At 54.6% G+C, this 16392-nt stretch carries 13 protein-coding genes and 1 riboswitch; of the genes, 11 read left to right on the top strand and 2 right to left on the bottom strand.

Going from position 1 to position 16392, the window contains the following annotated elements:
* Window positions 1-45: 45 nt before the first annotated feature.
* Window positions 46-1101, top strand: coding sequence for a chorismate synthase (gene aroC, locus ACFQ03_RS07365; RefSeq protein ID WP_144941804.1), 1056 nt, complete (start codon window positions 46-48; stop codon window positions 1099-1101).
* A gap of 855 nt (window positions 1102-1956) precedes the next feature.
* On the opposite strand, the gene ACFQ03_RS07360 is transcribed toward aroC, so the two are convergent.
* Window positions 1957-2964 carry an LLM class flavin-dependent oxidoreductase gene (locus ACFQ03_RS07360; RefSeq protein ID WP_379287162.1) on the bottom strand — a complete coding sequence of 336 codons (1008 nt, stop codon included), beginning with the start codon at window positions 2962-2964 and terminating at the stop codon, window positions 1957-1959.
* A gap of 436 nt (window positions 2965-3400) precedes the next feature.
* Here ACFQ03_RS07360 and ACFQ03_RS07355 point away from each other — a divergent pair, with 436 nt between their 5' ends.
* The gene (locus ACFQ03_RS07355) at window positions 3401-4468 is read left to right on the top strand and encodes a hypothetical protein (RefSeq protein WP_144933687.1); all 1068 of its coding nucleotides are present in this window, start codon (window positions 3401-3403) and stop codon (window positions 4466-4468) included.
* A 583-nt stretch (window positions 4469-5051) separates the two neighbouring features.
* On the opposite strand, the gene ACFQ03_RS07350 is transcribed toward ACFQ03_RS07355, so the two are convergent.
* Complete coding sequence (locus tag ACFQ03_RS07350; RefSeq protein ID WP_144933688.1) at window positions 5052-6125, bottom strand: M42 family metallopeptidase; 1074 nt, start codon at window positions 6123-6125, stop codon at window positions 5052-5054.
* 325 nt (window positions 6126-6450) lie between these two features.
* Here ACFQ03_RS07350 and ACFQ03_RS07345 point away from each other — a divergent pair, with 325 nt between their 5' ends.
* The 9 genes from ACFQ03_RS07345 (at window position 6451) to ACFQ03_RS07305 (ending at window position 16386) form a co-directional block, all read left to right on the top strand.
* On the top strand, window positions 6451-7335 hold the full coding sequence (locus ACFQ03_RS07345; protein WP_379287160.1) for a metallophosphoesterase family protein: 885 nt from the start codon (window positions 6451-6453) through the stop codon (window positions 7333-7335).
* Between the two features lie 186 nt (window positions 7336-7521).
* Entirely contained in the window at window positions 7522-8652 is a 1131-nt protein-coding gene (locus tag ACFQ03_RS07340) for a type III polyketide synthase (RefSeq protein WP_379287158.1), read from the top strand.
* Window positions 8653-8682: 30 nt separating this feature from the next.
* Window positions 8683-9396, top strand: a complete 714-nt coding sequence (locus ACFQ03_RS07335) for a methyltransferase domain-containing protein (RefSeq protein WP_379287156.1) — start codon at window positions 8683-8685, stop codon at window positions 9394-9396.
* A 40-nt stretch (window positions 9397-9436) separates the two neighbouring features.
* A complete protein-coding gene (locus tag ACFQ03_RS07330; protein WP_379287154.1) occupies window positions 9437-10585 on the top strand; it encodes an NAD(P)/FAD-dependent oxidoreductase in 1149 nt (382 codons plus the stop codon).
* 78 nt (window positions 10586-10663) lie between these two features.
* Window positions 10664-12793, top strand: a complete 2130-nt coding sequence (locus ACFQ03_RS07325; RefSeq protein ID WP_379287152.1) for an MMPL family transporter — start codon at window positions 10664-10666, stop codon at window positions 12791-12793.
* A 114-nt stretch (window positions 12794-12907) separates the two neighbouring features.
* On the top strand, window positions 12908-13387 hold the full coding sequence (locus ACFQ03_RS07320) for a MarR family winged helix-turn-helix transcriptional regulator (RefSeq protein WP_379287150.1): 480 nt from the start codon (window positions 12908-12910) through the stop codon (window positions 13385-13387).
* A gap of 31 nt (window positions 13388-13418) precedes the next feature.
* On the top strand, window positions 13419-14282 hold the full coding sequence (locus ACFQ03_RS07315) for an MBL fold metallo-hydrolase (protein WP_379287148.1): 864 nt from the start codon (window positions 13419-13421) through the stop codon (window positions 14280-14282).
* 247 nt (window positions 14283-14529) lie between these two features.
* A riboswitch (SAM riboswitch) is annotated at window positions 14530-14650 on the top strand.
* A 73-nt stretch (window positions 14651-14723) separates the two neighbouring features.
* Window positions 14724-15740 (top strand): methionine ABC transporter ATP-binding protein, encoded by a 1017-nt coding sequence (locus ACFQ03_RS07310; RefSeq protein WP_379287145.1) that lies wholly within the window; start codon window positions 14724-14726, stop codon window positions 15738-15740.
* The gene (locus ACFQ03_RS07305; protein WP_379287143.1) at window positions 15727-16386 is read left to right on the top strand and encodes a methionine ABC transporter permease; all 660 of its coding nucleotides are present in this window, start codon (window positions 15727-15729) and stop codon (window positions 16384-16386) included. Before ACFQ03_RS07310 ends, ACFQ03_RS07305 begins: the two co-directional genes overlap by 14 nt.
* Window positions 16387-16392: the final 6 nt, after the last annotated feature.

Here is a 16392-nt window from a genome sequence, read left to right as displayed (position 1 = left end):
ATTTACCGAAACGGACTTATGGAAATAGACAGGAGGTAGCTTGAGATGGCAGGTAATTCGTTCGGACAAATGTTTAAAATAACGACCTTTGGAGAATCCCATGGAGAGGCGGTCGGCGTCATCGTCGATGGGGTGACCCCGGGAGTGGAAATCGATACAAGCTATATTCAGAAGCAGATGGATAGAAGGAAGCCGGGGCAATCCTCCGTGACGACTTCGCGCAAGGAGTACGATATCGTGTCGATTCTGTCGGGAACCTTCGAAGGGAGGACGACCGGCACTCCGGTGTTCATGGTTTTATTCAATCAAGATATGAGGCCGTCCGCCTACGATTCCATTAAAGATTCCTTCCGGCCGGGGCATGCGGACTTCACATACCTGAAGAAATACGGGATCAGAGATCACCGGGGGAGCGGGAGAGCATCGGGCAGGGAGACCGCCGCACGGGTCGCTGCCGGAGCCTTGGCCCGGAAGATGCTGGAAAGAAGAGGCGTCAGTGTCGTAGCCTATACGACTGAGGTTGGCGGCATCCAGTGCAAAGATTTTGTGGAGAGCGAAATCGAGAACAACGTCGTTCGTGCTTGCGATCCGCAAGTGGTGGGGGCGATGGTGGACAAGATCGAATCGCTCGCCCGCGTTGGAGATAGCTGCGGCGGGGTCGTCGAATGCCGAATCCGAGGGGTTATGCCCGGGCTGGGCGAGCCTGTATTCGATAAGCTGGATGCGGAGCTGGCCAAGGCAATGCTGTCGATCGGAGCCGTCAAAGGGATTGAATTCGGAGCCGGTTTCAAAGCGTCCCAGATGCTGGGAAGCGAGCATAACGACCCAATGGACAGCAGCGGATACTTGAGCAACAATTCGGGGGGCATCATTGGCGGAATAAGCACCGGACAGGAAATTATTTTCCGTGTGGCGGTGAAACCGACCTCCTCCATCTCCGTTCCGCAGAAAACGATCGACGTTGAGGGCAAGGAGCAGATCATCCGCACCGAGGGAAGACATGATCCCTGCATCTGCCCGCGGATCGTTCCGGTGGTCGAGGCCATGGCTTGTATTGTGCTTGAGGATCATTTCAAGCGCCAGGCCGCTCTTCACCAATAATGGGTATGGATTGAATCAGAGGAAGCTTAGGCTTCCTCTTTTTTAAGTTTTGAGAGCTTATTCAGTTCCTTAGTTAAAACCGAACGCTTTTAGCGGATAGTGCCTCTTTCAATCAGCGGGCTGTCCCCAAATCCGGTTTGCGATTTTTCAGCACCGCTCAGCACCGGATAGTTTCACTTTTTTGGACAGCCCCGGTCGTCCGCCGAATTGTGTAAAAGACAATCAAAACTGCAGGTGTTTTCTGGAAAAAGCTGCGAAGTGTCTAATTCTAGAGCGAAAGTGCAGGTGTTTTCTGGAAAAAGCTGCGAAGTGTCTAATTCTAGAGCGAAAGTGCAGGTCTTTTTTTGAAAAAGTCGCGTAATGCCTAATTCTAGAGCGAAAGTGCAGGTCTTTGGAGTGATTTTTGCGAAATGCCCTCATTTGGTCCAAAAGAACTGCACATTTGAGCGTCTTTCGCTCTTTTTTGGGAAATGGGGCGGATTCTAATGCACTTTTGCTCGTCTTTGCGACGTCCTTACCTACCCGGACGCGAAGAGTGGCTTTCCCTTGCTCGTCTTTACGACGTCCTCCTACCCGGACGCGAAGAGTGGCTTTCCCTTGCTCGTCTTTGCGACGTCCTTATCTACCCGGACGCGAAAAGTGGCTTTCCCTTGCTCATCATTTGCTTCCCGCAAAGTATCGTAGCAAATTCATGAAGAGCGACCGCGATTAGAGGAAGGTTTAGACGCCGACTCCGTTGGTGTGCGGACGGAATACGCTTCGAAGGCAACGCGTCACTATGCGGGAATTTTACAGGGCTCCGTTAGGAGCTTTTTTATTGAATGGATTGGCAAACACTCTGCATCACACTGCCTTTTAATCGCCCAGCCCGAACGCTTCGGCAAGCAATTGGTACGAGCGGACGCGTGCCACGAAATCGTGGGTAGGGGTAATCACGACCACTTCATCGGTGCTATATTGTTCGCTGACCGCGAGCAAGCGTTCCTTGACCTGCTCCGGGGACCCGACAATCCGGCGCTCGCGCCCATGACGGATTCTCTCCCTGTCGAATTCCGTGTACGGGTAACTCAGGGCGGTCTCTACCGACGGAAAAAAGGACAGCTCCATGCCGAGCTCGAGACGCAGGAAAAACAAATCGGTGCTGGAGGCCAGCCGTTCCGCTTCCTCTTCCGTATCGGCGCATATAACCAGCACGGCTACGATCGATTTCGGCTTCTCATTCAGAAAGGAAGGGCGAAACTGCTCCTGATAAATCCGCATCGCATTCTCTCCGCCCGGCACGCCGAAAAACTGCGCATAGGCATAGGCCGTTCCCAGTTGAGCGGCTATCCGCGCGCTTTCACTGCTGGAGCCCAGCAGCCATATTTCGGGTGCCGTAGAGATCAGAGGAGCAGCCTGCAGTGCGGCAAAAGGATGCTCCTCGGGCAAATTTTGGTGCAAATAGCCGGTCAGATCTGCCACCTGTTGAGGGTAGCGGTCTATGCCGGTATATTTCCCCTCCTGAAGAGCCCTTGTCGCCAGGGGCAAGCCTCCCGGGGCGCGTCCCAGCCCGAGATCGATCCTTCCGGGATGAAGCGCTTCGAGCAGGCGGAAGTTCTCCGCCACTTTATACGGACTGTAATGAGGCAGCATAATTCCTCCCGAGCCGACCCGGATACGGGAGGTCGCCGCCGCCAGATGCGCGATCAGCACTTCAGGGCTAGAGGAGGCCAGCGCCTTAGAGGCATGATGCTCGGATACCCAATATCGGGTATAGCCGAGTTTCTCCGTTTCCTGCGCAAGCCGAGTCGTTTCCTTCAACGCATCTGCGGCCGTTCGGTTTTCGCCTATATGAGATTGGTCAAGAACGCCCAATTTTAACATTAAGATCACCTCCATACCGACTGTACCAAATAGTCCTGCGCGGGTCAAAAGTCTGTAGATTCTTATCATTCCGCTCCATCGCGAAGGAAATGCATGGGAGCTGAAACAGGCGACGGCTCCCCCTCTATTCGTAACGCTCCTTCCCGGGAAGCCTCGTTGCTGTAATGCATGGCAGGCAATCAGGCCCTTGATCGGACATCCTCCGCGTTTAATGAGGAAAGTTTAATGGCTTGAAGAATAGAATGGGGGATAGGCGGCGAGTTTATACTGAATCCTGGAAGGGGGGAGCGATGTCGGGAAGACGGCCCGGAGGCGCGGTACGGATTTGCTTTGGTATGCCTATTCCAGGGCCTGTTAAGACTACGAAGGACTTTAGCTATGCCGCTGAGCAGGGAAGATCTGCTTCTTCCAACCAATTGTGTAAAGGAGATGTTCGATGAACCGGGTCAGAATTCTGTTAGCTTTCATGTTGATCGGCCTGCTGAGTGCCAGCACCGTCTTTGCAAGTCAGGGAGTTATTCCCGTATCCGAATTGAAGCCGGCTGTGCCTCTGGAGAAGCCTCAGCTTACCGGAGTTGGAGGCAAGCTGATTCTCAGCGATTCCCCGGAATCATTTACCAATCAGGGAGCGTTCTACAGGGATTCGGTTAGCGATTCCTTCCGCGTGTTCTGGCACCATCAGAATGCAGGGAATGAGACGGTGACGGTGGCGGTGGCCGTCACGAATGAGTCGGAGGAAGCGGTGCAGTTGTTTACGGAAGGCAGCGGGGTCGGAACGAGCTATTATGTCGACGTTGCCGGACAGGATGCTCTGGCCGATTTCATGGCAAGTAACTTCAACAAACAGTTTCTTACGACGCTTGCCCCCGGAGAAAGCTATTATATCGAATCTCCTACGGCGCCCACATACACGAACAGCGGAATCGCCCAATTCCTGGCCAAAACCAAGAAGGGTAACCGGCCTGCAGCGGTGACGGTAACCGTGCTGAATTATAAAGACCGCCCGGATAATCCGGTCACCGTTCCCGTGCTGCCTGGCGATTCGCATACGCGGGGAACCTTCCCGCATTATGACCGCGTAGGGACTCTGAAATACAACACCGCCATGGGAAATGCGCTGATCCGCATCTCCAGCGCCGAATCCGGTCAATGGAGCGATAAAATGCCCGGGGAATACGAGACAGGATATAACGCGGTAGATGGCGGCAGCGTGGTTAATAACGGAAACTACGGAGTCATGTACCGGCTTCAAGTGGTCATCGAGAACGGTCACCATCATCCCCGCGCGGTAACGCTCTATCACAATCCTTCGGGAGGATTTGGGCATTATGTGGTGAAGTGGGGGAACCGGTTGAAGCTGTCTGATTTTATTACTTATGAGCAAGCCTGGCCGTTTGCCGACTTCATACTGGGGGCCAACGGAAATACTTATAAATCCGAGATCAGCCTGACCGGCGGAGCGCCCGGTCCGCATGTCATTTATTTCACCAACCGGGATAAATAGAAAAAACTCCACCGCTGTCGTTCAAGGAAGAGCGGCTGCGGCTTGGGATGTTTTTTATCGGCAATAGTAAAACCGCTGCGGCTTTAGAGGCGGCAGCGGTTTTCATCTTCGCAATGGCTCCGTCAGGAGCTTTTTTCACGATAGCTGGTAGCGGCTAGCGGCTGGGGCGGCAAAAAACGCAAAAGTATATCTTTTTGATCACTATCGATAGCTGTCGAGTTAAAGCCCGCAAAAGTACATCTTTTTTGATGTGTTCCCCCGCTTATTGGATTAAAGCTTGAAAAAGTGCATCTTTTTTCCAGTTCGATTTCATGTATTGTTGCAGGCTTTTCCTTCGAACATCTCCATTCGCTTCATAATTGATGTATTATCGCAGGAATTTATGTTGGCCCACGGAATGAATTCGCGACAAGGATGTTTTCCTTCACTGCCCCGGGAGTTAGCCCCCTACGAATCCATTTCAGCATGCGCCGGTCACTGATTCTTTGTTGTATGAAGCTTCAGGGCGTGTACCTTCGGAACGGAATGGACGCTTATCTTAATTACTGGGAAAGTCAGGAACTCTTTTCCATAGAATAAACTCCTACGCCTGCTCGGTGACCGTCCGCACCAGGGTCCGGTCCGTGGCCTGCACCAGACGGACTAACAGCTCCTTGGCCGCCGCATAATCGTCGATATGCAGGATGGAAGCGGAAGTGTGGATATACCGGGCGCATACCCCCAGAGCTGCGGTAGGTACGCCCTTGCCGTACAGATGGACCTTCCCCGCATCGGTTGCTCCAGGAGAAACAAAGAATTGATAAGGAATATCATGGGTTTCCGCCGTATCGAGAATAAACTCGATCAATGCCTGGTTCGGGACGATGGAGCTGTCCAGAATTCGGACAAGCGTTCCTTTGCCCAAATGGCCGAAGGCTTGGCGGTCGCCTGTCGTATCGTTGGCCGGGCCCGCATCGAGCGTGTAACAAATGTCGGGTTCAATAAGCGCCGCCGCCGTTTGTGCGCCGCGAAGCCCGACCTCCTCCTGAACCGTTGCGCCGGTATAGAGGACGTTGGGGAAGTGCTGCCCCTTCAGCTCTTTGGCCAGCTCCAGTGCAAGGCCGACGCCGAAGCGATTGTCCCAGGCTTTCGCCATAATTTTCTTGCCGTCCGCCAGCGGGGTGAAAGGACAGACGGGAACGGCAGGCAGGCCCGGACGAACGCCCAGCTCCATTGCGTGCTCCTGGCTGTCGGCCCCGATGTCGATGAACATGGTGCCGATGTCCGCCGGCTTACTGCGCTGCGATTCATCCAACAGATGGGGAGGGGTCGAGCCGATGACTCCGAATAACGTTCCCTGCTTGGTCAAGATCTGAACGCGCTGGGCGAGCAGCACCTGACTCCACCAGCCGCCCAAGGGCTTGAACTTAAGCATGCCATTGTCCTTAATGCCTGTGATCATAAACCCGACCTCGTCCATATGGCCGTTGACCATCACTTTGGGTCCGCTATCGTCGCCCCGCAGGACGCCGAAGATGCTGCCCAAGTGGTCGCTGATCACTTCCGTAGTCACCTTCTCCAATTCAGCGCGGACAAATCGGCGCACCTCATGCTCAAAACCGGGAGGCCCCGGCAGCTCTGTCAAAGTGCGAAACAATTCCAGCGTATCGCGATTCATCTGGTACCTCCTTCCGGACCGCTGCAATGACGGACCGTTCTTTTAATTTTATCTCTTCCTAAGTATAAGATGGTTTCTGCTGGAAAAACAATACAGGATTATAGAGCGAAGGTTGACAGGAAATTAACGGAAGCTTGCCGCGAAGTGATGCCGATAATCGCTATTACTACGGTAAAAAGGGCTCATCCGCTGTCGTCCCGTCCGGCAGGACTGCTGACAAGTGCGGACAAGCCATGGGGGATAATTTATTTGCGGGACAGGGGTCAATTTCCTGCAAAATCCTGTTAGAATGAAGGAGAAGAAAAAGAGCTCGGGAGGGCTGTCAATGACAAATTATTCGGAAGCGCCTTCATCCGCCGTTAAGCCGCTCATCCGCTTTCAGGTAATTAGCGACATCCACGTAACAACGGACGAGAACCACGATTTCAACCGGAACTTCGACCGAGCGTTGAAGGATATCCGGGAGCATTGTCCGGACAGCGCAGGGATCATGCTGGTCGGAGATATTACGGATTCCGGAACGGAGCCGGAATATGATGAAATGCTGAGAATATGGAAGGAGAACGGTCGGCCCAAGATGCTGTTTACGATGGGAAACCACGATGTGCGCTGGGCTGATTGGGACGACCGCAGGAAACGTTTTTTGCGCAAGACGGGAATGAAAGGCCTTTATCATGACCACTGGCTGGAAGGATATCATTTTATTTTTTTGGGAACGGAGCAGGGGTTGAAGGACGATGCTTATTTATCAGACGTTCAGCTGAACTGGTTCGAGGAGAAGCTGGCGGAAGGATCGGATTCCCGCAAACCCGTATTCGTATTTCTTCATCAACCGCTGAAGGACGGGGTGGCCGGTTCGCGGGATTGGCATGGAGTCGTGCAGGATTCGCAGATGAAGAGCATTCTGGCCAAATACCCGCAAACGATCTTGTTCACCGGGCATTCTCATTGGGAATTAGGTTCCGCTCGCACCATGTACCTGTCGCGATACGGGACTATGCTGAATACGGCTTCCGTGGCCTACCTGTCGACGGATACGGAGGATTACAAGAAGGGAAGCCAGGGCTATTATGTAGAAGTGTATGGGGACGAGGTGGTGGTTAGAGGCAGGGATTTCGCCTCCGGCTCCTGGCTCGCATCCGCCGAGTATTCGGTGAAATATCCGGTTGCCAGTCCGGATGAGAAGGGAAATCGTTCTGAGCTTCCATAAAAGAAATTACGGCAGGCCAACTTGGGCCTGCCTTTTGTTTTAAACATAATTCACTAGCTGCCTTCATACTATTCTATAGCGGATCTTGTCCCACATACCACATGCCTGCCGAGAATGGATGATAGCTTTCTTGCGTCACTACGGTCTTATAGATCGTTTTAAAGCGATAGAGAAAGGAAGAAGCAGATGAAGAGCAACGGGCCGGACATAGCTATATTGGGCATAGGCACTGCCGTGCCACCTTACCGGCTGGAACAGGAGGAAGCCTCAAGCAAGCTCACCGATGCCCTGGTCGAGTCGGGGCATCGGCAGGCGGCGCGCTGGGCCGGTAAAATATTTCGCAACTGCGGCGTAGAAACGCGCTACACCTGTGAGCCCGAGCTGTTAAACCGGGGTGACCGCTGCCGTTATGTAGCCTATTCGCGCCCCCAAGAGGTGCCCTCCACCGAGGAGCGGATGGAGAAATTCCGAATAGAGGCGGCGCAGCTTGGCTTCGAGGCGGGAAGCCTGGCGTTGAAGGACAGCCGGATAAGTCCGGGCGACATTACCCATTTGATTACGGTCAGCTGTACGGGTTTATTCCTGCCCGGGCTGGATGCCGTCCTTGTCCAGCAGCTTGGCCTGCCCGCCGACGTCGAGCGGATTCCGCTGACTTTCCTCGGCTGTGCTGCCGGGATGACGGCACTCCGGCTGTCCCGCCGCATGGTCGAGCACCTCCCGCAGGCGAAGGTGCTGATCGTCTGCGTCGAATTGTGCACGCTGCATATCCAACACGCAGCAGACCGGGAGGCGCTGTTCGGCGCAGCGTTCTTCGGCGACGGGGCATCGGCCTGCGTGGTCGGTGGCGCGCATTCCTCTGAACGGGGAATGCTGGCCTTGGGCCGCAGCCGAACGGTGCTCTTCCCCGAATCGGCTGACGAGATGATATGGAAGGTTGGAAACTACGGCTTTAACTTGTATCTGTCGCCGCTCATTCCGCAGCGGATCGGTGAGTATGTGCCTCCCGAAGTGGAGCGCCTTCTGGAAGGCGGCCCCGCCCCCGAATTTTGGGCGATTCACCCCGGCGGCCGCGGCATTATCGATACGCTGCAAACGATATATGGCTTAAGCGAGGAACAGACGGCCGCCAGCCGAAAGATTCTCCGGCGATATGGCAACCTTTCGTCGGCGACGATTCTGTTCGTGCTGGAAGCCATAAGATGTTCTATGGAAACGGCCGAAACCGCCCGGAAAGAAGGAATCGCCTTAGCCTTCGGACCCGGCCTTACAGCGGAAATTATGCAAATGGCTTATGTGCCGCCTGCAAGCCGCGGATAAGCGGAAGGGCGGAGTAAAGGAGGGACTCCATTGATTCCATCGTTGAAGCGGAGAGCGGCGGAGCCGGAGCTGATGGACGATTTGACAGCCGGAGGCCCGGATTTGAGTGAAGCGCTGCGCCATTTGCGCCGGTTGAACCGGATTTTTGCCGCTTCCGGGCCGACGCTCTATGGAGTCCGGCAGATCTGGTCGGCAGCGGGACAGCCGGAGCGATTCTCGATATTGGACATCGGTGCAGGCTCGGGGGATGTCAACCGGCGGCTTCTGCGCTGGGCGGACCGTGAGCGGATCGATCTGACCATCACGATCTCGGATATTACGGAGGAGGCGTGTGCGGAAGCACGGCAATTATTCAGCCGGGAACCGAGAGTGAGTGTCGTCCGCCAGGATTTGTTCCAGCTGCCGGAAGGCTGCGCGGATATTGTGACCGCCACCCAGTTTGTCCACCATTTCGCATCCGAACAATTGCCGGGGGTCGTCCGGCAGATGCTGAAGGCTTCAAGAATGGGCATTGTCATACAGGATATTCACCGGCATTGGCTCGCCTGGCTGGCTGTCTGGTTGGTCACCCGGTCGATTTCACGCAACCGCTATATCCGCAACGACGGCCCGCTATCCGTGGCCAAAGGGTTCCGGGCCGAAGAGTGGCAGCGTCTGAGGGACACCTTGCCGGTCCCCAACCTGTCCATAACCTGGCGGCCGTTGTTCCGATACGTGGTGACCGCTCAAAAGCCGGTCAACTAAGCATTGGCCGGCTCCGGCCGTCGGGAAGGAGGGGGGGACGATGCGAAGGTACGATGCGGCAGTAATCGGCGGAGGAGTCGCCGGGAGCAGCATGGCGGCGGCTCTGGCCGGAATGGGTTGGAGCACCGTCTTAATTGATCAGGATACCTGTCCCCGACATAAGGTGTGCGGGGAATTTCTGTCTCCGGAATCGCTGGACAGCTTGTCTGTCCTTGGTCTGCTGCCACTGCTCCAGCCGCTGCAGCCAAGCGCGATGAGAACGGTCAGGCTTACTGCGGCCAATGAATGGTCGCTGGACATTCCGTTGCCGGGGACGGCGCTCGGGATCAGCCGTTTCGCTCTGGATCATGCGCTGCAGCATGCTGCCCAGGAGCGGGGGGCGGAGCTCATAAGCGGCACCGCTGTTATTTCGATAGGCAGCAGGAACGGGGAGGGGCACCGGTTAGAGCTTCGCGGCCGGAGCGTGCGGCAAATCGTGGAAGCCCGTGCGGTGATTGGTGCCTGGGGGCGCCGCCCCCGTACCGGACTGGCTCCGGCCGCATCCGTTCTTCACCAATCGTATGTCGGGGTGAAAGCCCACTATTCCGGCATGGAGCGAGGAGACCGGGTCGAGCTGTACCTGTTTCCGGGGGGCTATTTGGGCATAGCCCCGATTGAAGGAAATCGTCATAACGTGGCCGCGCTGATGACCAGGGAAGCCTTCTATCACGCGGGAAAATCCGTGCAAAACGCTATAGAATGGGCGGCCGAACGCAATCCCGCCTTGCAGCGAAGACTTGTTGGCGGAATGCCGCTTGCGGAGACACAAGCGGCCGTATACCCTGTAGTCATCAGCCGAAAACCAACCGCCTGGGGGCAGGTGCCCCTCATCGGAGACGCTGCTGTGATGATTCCTCCTCTATGCGGGGACGGAATGGCGGTAGCTCTGCGCACGGTCGTATTATGTTCGCGGTGGGCGGACGAATTTCTGCGGGGGAGCCTCGGGCTGGACGAATGGAGGCAGCAGTATACCCGGGCCTTGCGGCAGGAATGCATGCCTCCGCTGCGATGGGGCAGATGGCTGCAAAGGATGCTTGGCAGCCGGGTAGCGTCTCCTCTGTTGTTCCGCTTAGGATATCGGCTTCCCGGTTTGGCCGGCCGGATGGTCGAAAGGACCCGGATAACCTGTGTGAACCCGAGAGAACGGTAGAGGAGGAGGCATGCGCAGCTGTGCGGTTAAAATGAGGGGCTTGTGAGATAAACTTTTTTGCGTCTGGGGGAGAATGTTGTGCTGCAATGGTTTGCCACACTGGCGGTCCGATATTCTCGTGCGATTGTAGCCGCGTGGCTTGTCTTTCTTGTGGTATGCGGAAGCTTCGCCGTCAAGCTCCCTGCCGTACTGCAGGATCACGGGCTAAGGGTAGAAGGGGACTATGCCCGGACGAAGCAAATATTAGCTGCGGATTTTCATATACCGGACGAGCCGGTGATCCTGCTCTTTGAGAACAAGAATCCGCTCTCTCCGCAGCGGTTTCATCTGGAAATCGCCGGTATGCTTCGGCGGGTGGAGCAGGTGAACGGCATCCGGGAGGTGATCTCCCCATGGACCAGGGAAGGAATGCTGCAGGAAAAGGCAGCTTATGCTTTGCTGGTGCTGGATACCCCTGCCCGCGAGACTCAAAAGGTTCTAGACGACATTAGAAGTCTATTCCCTGATAACGATCGGTTGGCGGTTTCAATGACCGGGAAGCCGGTCGTTCAGGAGGATGTCAACCGGACCAGCCATGCCGATTTGACCCAGGCGGAGATGATAGGGGTACCGCTGGCGTTCATCATCCTCTGGATCGCTTTCGGAGGCTTCATCAGCTCCATGATCCCCGTTGTTGTAGGATTGATCGGGGTGATAGGGACCATGGGTATTATGTATGGGCTGGGAACCCGATTGGAGCTGTCCATATTCGTATTGAACGTCATTCCTATGGTGGGGCTGGCGTTAAGCATCGATTTCGCCCTGATGCTGGTCAGCCGCTTTCGCGAGGAGCTTCGTAGGCATCCGCTCCCGAAGGCGCTGGGCATCGCCATGTCCACAGCCGGCCGGGCTGTATTTTTTTCCGCTTTATGCGTATACCTGGGACTGGCGGGCACTTTGTTCATCCGGATGCCCATTTTTAACTCGGTCGCGATCGGCGCCATGATCGTACTTACCGTTTCGCTGCTGCTAACGTTCACTTTGGTCCCGGCTCTGCTGGTGCTGGCAGGAGGACGGCTGCAGGCGGAAGGCCGAGGGCGCCGGATTGTCCGGAGCAGCTTATGGGCCGCTCTATCCGCTTATGTCATGCGGCGGCCGGTCCTAATGGGTACGCTGGCCTCTGTGGCTCTTCTTGTCTGTCTCCTGCCCCTCGCCCGGATGGAAATGACCGTTCCCGATGCCACCTCTTTGCCCCGTCATTACGAATCCCGTCAAACTGCGGAGCGGTTCGCCGCATATTTTTCCCCTCCCACTGTCTCGCAAGTGTATATGGTAGCGGAAGCCGGACAAATTCACCCGGACCGAAACGATTGGCTGGCCGTCTATGATCTGGCGGAGCGATTGCGGCTCAGCCCCGGCGTATTAAGAGTCGAAACTGTCTTCGACCGGCTTTCCTTGACCCCTGGGCAGCTTCATATGATTACTCAGAACGCCGAGTTGAAGAAAAGGTTCGGCCCGCTATTAGAGCCCTTCGTTCAAGGAAACCGCATGCTCATTGCCGTGACGTTGAATGGCGGCCCTTCCTCCAAGACAGCCATCGATTGGGCCCGAAAATGGGGGGCGGAGGAGGAGCTGTCATCCCGTCTCTCCATCCAGGTTGGCGGGGAGCCGAAATATCAGCAGGAGGTCTATGATGAAATCAGGACCAAGCTTAAATATGTTTTCTTATTTGTATTCGGGTCCAACTTCCTTGTTCTGTTTCTCGCTTTCCGCTCCTTGTGGATACCGCTCAAAACGATTCTGATGAATCTGTTAAGCCTCGGAGCTTCCTTCGGCATTCTTGTATGGATATTCCAAGACGGCAGGTTCGGGTTGGAGCCGACCAGCATCGCCATCATGATACCGGTGTTTATTTTCGGCCTGACGTTCGGTATCAGCATGGATTACGGGGTGTTTCTGCTGTCGAGAATTTATGAAATCTATCTCCGGACTAAAGACAATGAACGCTCCGTACTGGAAGGATTGACAATCACCAGTAAAATAATTTCCTCTGCGGCGGCGATAATGATCGCAGTGACCGCTCCTTTCGCTTGGGGAGGGGTAGCGGGGGTTAAGCAGCTTGGCATAGGAATCGCTGCGGCCATCCTAATCGATGCCACTATTGTTCGCATGATGCTCGTCCCGTCTTTGATGAAGCTGCTCGGCCGATGGAACTGGTGGGCTCCCTAACGATAATTTTCGTGTATATTTGAATAAGAATTCGTAATTGGGCAGGTATAAATGGTTGACTTATATAGTTAAGTTTAATAAACTAAACTGCATAAACCTCTGGGAGGTGACAGGGTGGACGAGTATTTGAAAGTAATGGATCAAATTAATCAGTCCTTCGAACAGTTTCAGTCCTTGGTTTGGCAGAATACGAAGCAAGCGGAGCGTCTGAAGAGCTATCACCTGACACCGCAGCAGGAGCTGTTCATGTATTATATTATCCGCAATCAGCCGGTTACGGCGAACCAGATTGCCGCACATTTTCAAATTTCCAAAAGCGCGGTCAGTCAGGTGCTGCCGAAGCTGGAGGAAGGGCGGATGATTACGCGCCGGACGAATCCCGACAACCGAAGGGAGTCGTTCATCCGGCTGGGGGAGCGTGGAGAGGAATATGCCGCGCTGCTTCAATCGATTGACGAATGGCTCGTGCGCCGGTTTTATTCCAAGGTCCCGCTCGAGGATCTCCGGCAGGTGCTTGACGTTCTGCAGCGTCTGGTAGTTGCGTCCAGAGAGGACGCGGGAACGGCGCAATCCGGCAATGAAGCGGATAGCTAGCGATTAAGTCTAAGAGAGGGGAACTATTCTAATGAAGGAAAAGAAGCTCGAGCGTCTGACGGATGCCGTCTATTTTATGCCGCCTGAGGAGGAAACCGACCGGCCTGTTCTCGCCGCAATTTGCGGCCGGGAGCGGACATTGATTATGGATGCGGGAAATTCTGCGTCGCATGCCTCGCTTCTTTTGGAGGCGCTGGCGGAACGGCAAATCACGAAGCTTCACGCGGTTGTGCTAACCCATTGCCATTGGGATCATGTTTTCGGTGCGGATCGGCTTAATCTGCCGGTCATTGCCCATCTGCAGACGAAGCAGGCACTGGAGAATATGGCGAAGCTTTCATGGACGGACGAAGCTCTGGATGAGAGGGTGCGGGAAGGAAGTGAATTTCTCTTCTGTGCGGACATGATTAAGAAGGAATTCGCCCACAACCGCGATATCCTTATCCGGCTGCCGGATCAAACCTTCACCGATAAGCTGGACATCGATCTGGGCGGCGTCCGCTGTACCGTTGAACACGTAGGGGGAGACCACTCATCGGATTCCACCGTTATTTATGTGGCGGAGGAAGGCCGGGCAGGAGGAGTTCTGTTCTTGGGAGACTGTATGTACCCCGATCTTGGCGGAAAATATACGGTCCAGGCTGTTCTTGATCTATTGGAAAAGCTGGATCGGTATGACGCCGATTGTTATGTGCTGTCGCATGAAATGCCCTTATCCCGCAACGAGTACCTGGAATATAGCGGTTTGTTAAAGCTGCTGTGTTCTATTACGGTGGAAGCGGAAGGGGAGCTTCATCGAATCCTCCAAGAATATACCCGTCGGGTGGGGAAAGAGCCCGGGGAAATCGAGCTTGAAGCGATTCACTGCTTTGTTAACGGCTGGACTGCAAAATAATTGAAACTAAAAAGGGTTTAAGTATTGCATTGGCCTCAAATATATGCTATTTTTGTAAAAACATATATAACCAATCAACTTAGTATGGATTAGTTGTTCTTTTGTTGTGATGTGAAGCAAAATTTACCACGTTTTACTGCGTATGGATGAATCATGGCGATTTAGGAAAGAGGATTGACGAACGAAACCGGGATGGGGTATACTGAGGCTTGTATTTCTCAGGAACAACAAAACTGAATACGGCATTTTCTTATCCAGAGAGGCGGAGGGACAGGCCCTATGAAGCCCGGCAACCGATCGTGCGCGAGCAGCGTGCGGTGACAATGGTGCCAATTCCTTCAGAATCGAATGATTCTGGCAGATGAGAAAGGACGGTTTCGATTAGATCGGAAAGCCCTTTTTGCTCTGCATGAGGGCTTTTTCTTATATTGAGGTGAATCCATGATTGAATTGCGCCATGTGCAAAAACAATACCAAAGCGGTTCCCATACGACGTACGCTTTGCATGACATCGATTTGAGCATTGAGCAAGGGGAAATTTTCGGAATCATCGGGCATTCCGGTGCCGGGAAGAGCACCCTTCTCAGAAGTATAAATTTGCTGGAGCGTCCGACAGCCGGCTCCGTTGTCGTCGACGGAGTGGAGCTTACGGCACTTTCCACGAAGCAGCTGCAGGAGCAGCGGAGGCGGATCGGAATGATATTCCAGCATTTCAATCTCCTGTCCTCGGCAACCGTAGAGGAGAATGTCGCTTTCCCGCTTAAGCTGATCAAGACGCCGAAGGCGGAAGTGAACCAACGCGTGCGGGAGCTGTTGGAGCTGGTCGGCCTGACGGAGCAGAGCAGGAAATATCCGGCCCAATTGTCCGGAGGACAGAAGCAGAGAGTCGGCATCGCCCGGGCTCTGGCCACTAACCCGCATGTTCTGCTTTGCGATGAGGCAACTTCCGCCCTGGACCCGCAGACGACGAATTCGATCCTCAGTCTGCTGCTGGATATCAATCGCAAGCTAAGGATCACGATTGTCTTGATTACCCATGAGATGCATGTTATCCGTTCGATCTGCGACCGGGTGGCGGTCATCCATCAGGGCCGGATCATCGAACAGGGCCCTGTGGCAGAGGTCTTCCTGAAGCCTCGGCATGAAGTGACCAAACAGTTCATTGAGCAAGTAGCGGATAGCATCGATTTCCGGGACGAGAAGCTCTCTCCGGACTCCACGATTTTAAAGATCAATTTTCTTGGCGAATCTACTTACGAGCCAATTTTGTCCCGCGTGGTGCAGGAAACGGGCGTAACGTTCTCGATCCTGCAGGGAACGATTTCCCGGATGAAAAGTACCCCGTACGGGCAATTGGTTGTTAAGATTGAGGGGCCTCGGCAGGCCGCGGATGATACCGTAAGCTTGCTTATAGAACGCGGGCTGGATGTGGAGGTGTACGAGCATGGATTGGGCTAGTATCGATTGGGCCGAAATTGCCCGGGAGACGAAGCAGACGCTGATCATGCTGGGTCTATCCACTCTGTTCACGTTTATCATCGGCTTGCCGATGGGTATTCTGCTCTATTTGACAACCAAGGGAAATTTGCTGCAGAACCGGGCTGTCAATCTGATCACTTCCTTCATCGTTAACGTGCTGCGTTCCGTGCCATTTGTTGTCCTGATGGTTGCACTTATTCCGTTAACGAAGCTGATGGTCGGGACCTCTATGGGTGTCAAGGGAACGATACCTCCGCTTGTCATTGCGGCCGCTCCGTTCTTCGCCCGCCTCGTAGAGACCGCTCTGCGGGAAGTGGACCGCGGCGTTATAGAAGCTGCCCAATCCATGGGGGCGGGACGCGCCCAGATCGTCTTGCGGGTGCTGCTGCCGGAGTCGCTCCCGGGCCTGATTGCAGGGATCACCATCACCACCGTCACGCTGGTATCTTATACCGCCATGTCGGGCATGATCGGCGGTGGGGGGCTGGGGGATCTTGCCATCCGATATGGATATCAGCGCTTCCAGACGGAAGTCATGATCGCCACCGTACTTATATTAATTATTTTGGTGCAAGTTTTGCAGATGGTCGGGGATCGTCTCGTTCTCCGATTCATCCGCAAATAATGCAAT

The organism is Paenibacillus residui (assembly GCF_042677205.1).
GTDB classification, from domain to species: Bacteria; Bacillota; Bacilli; order Paenibacillales; family NBRC-103111; genus Paenibacillus_L; species Paenibacillus_L residui.
Note: the sequence above shows the minus strand (reverse complement) of the source record. Positions and strands in the feature narration are given on the sequence as shown.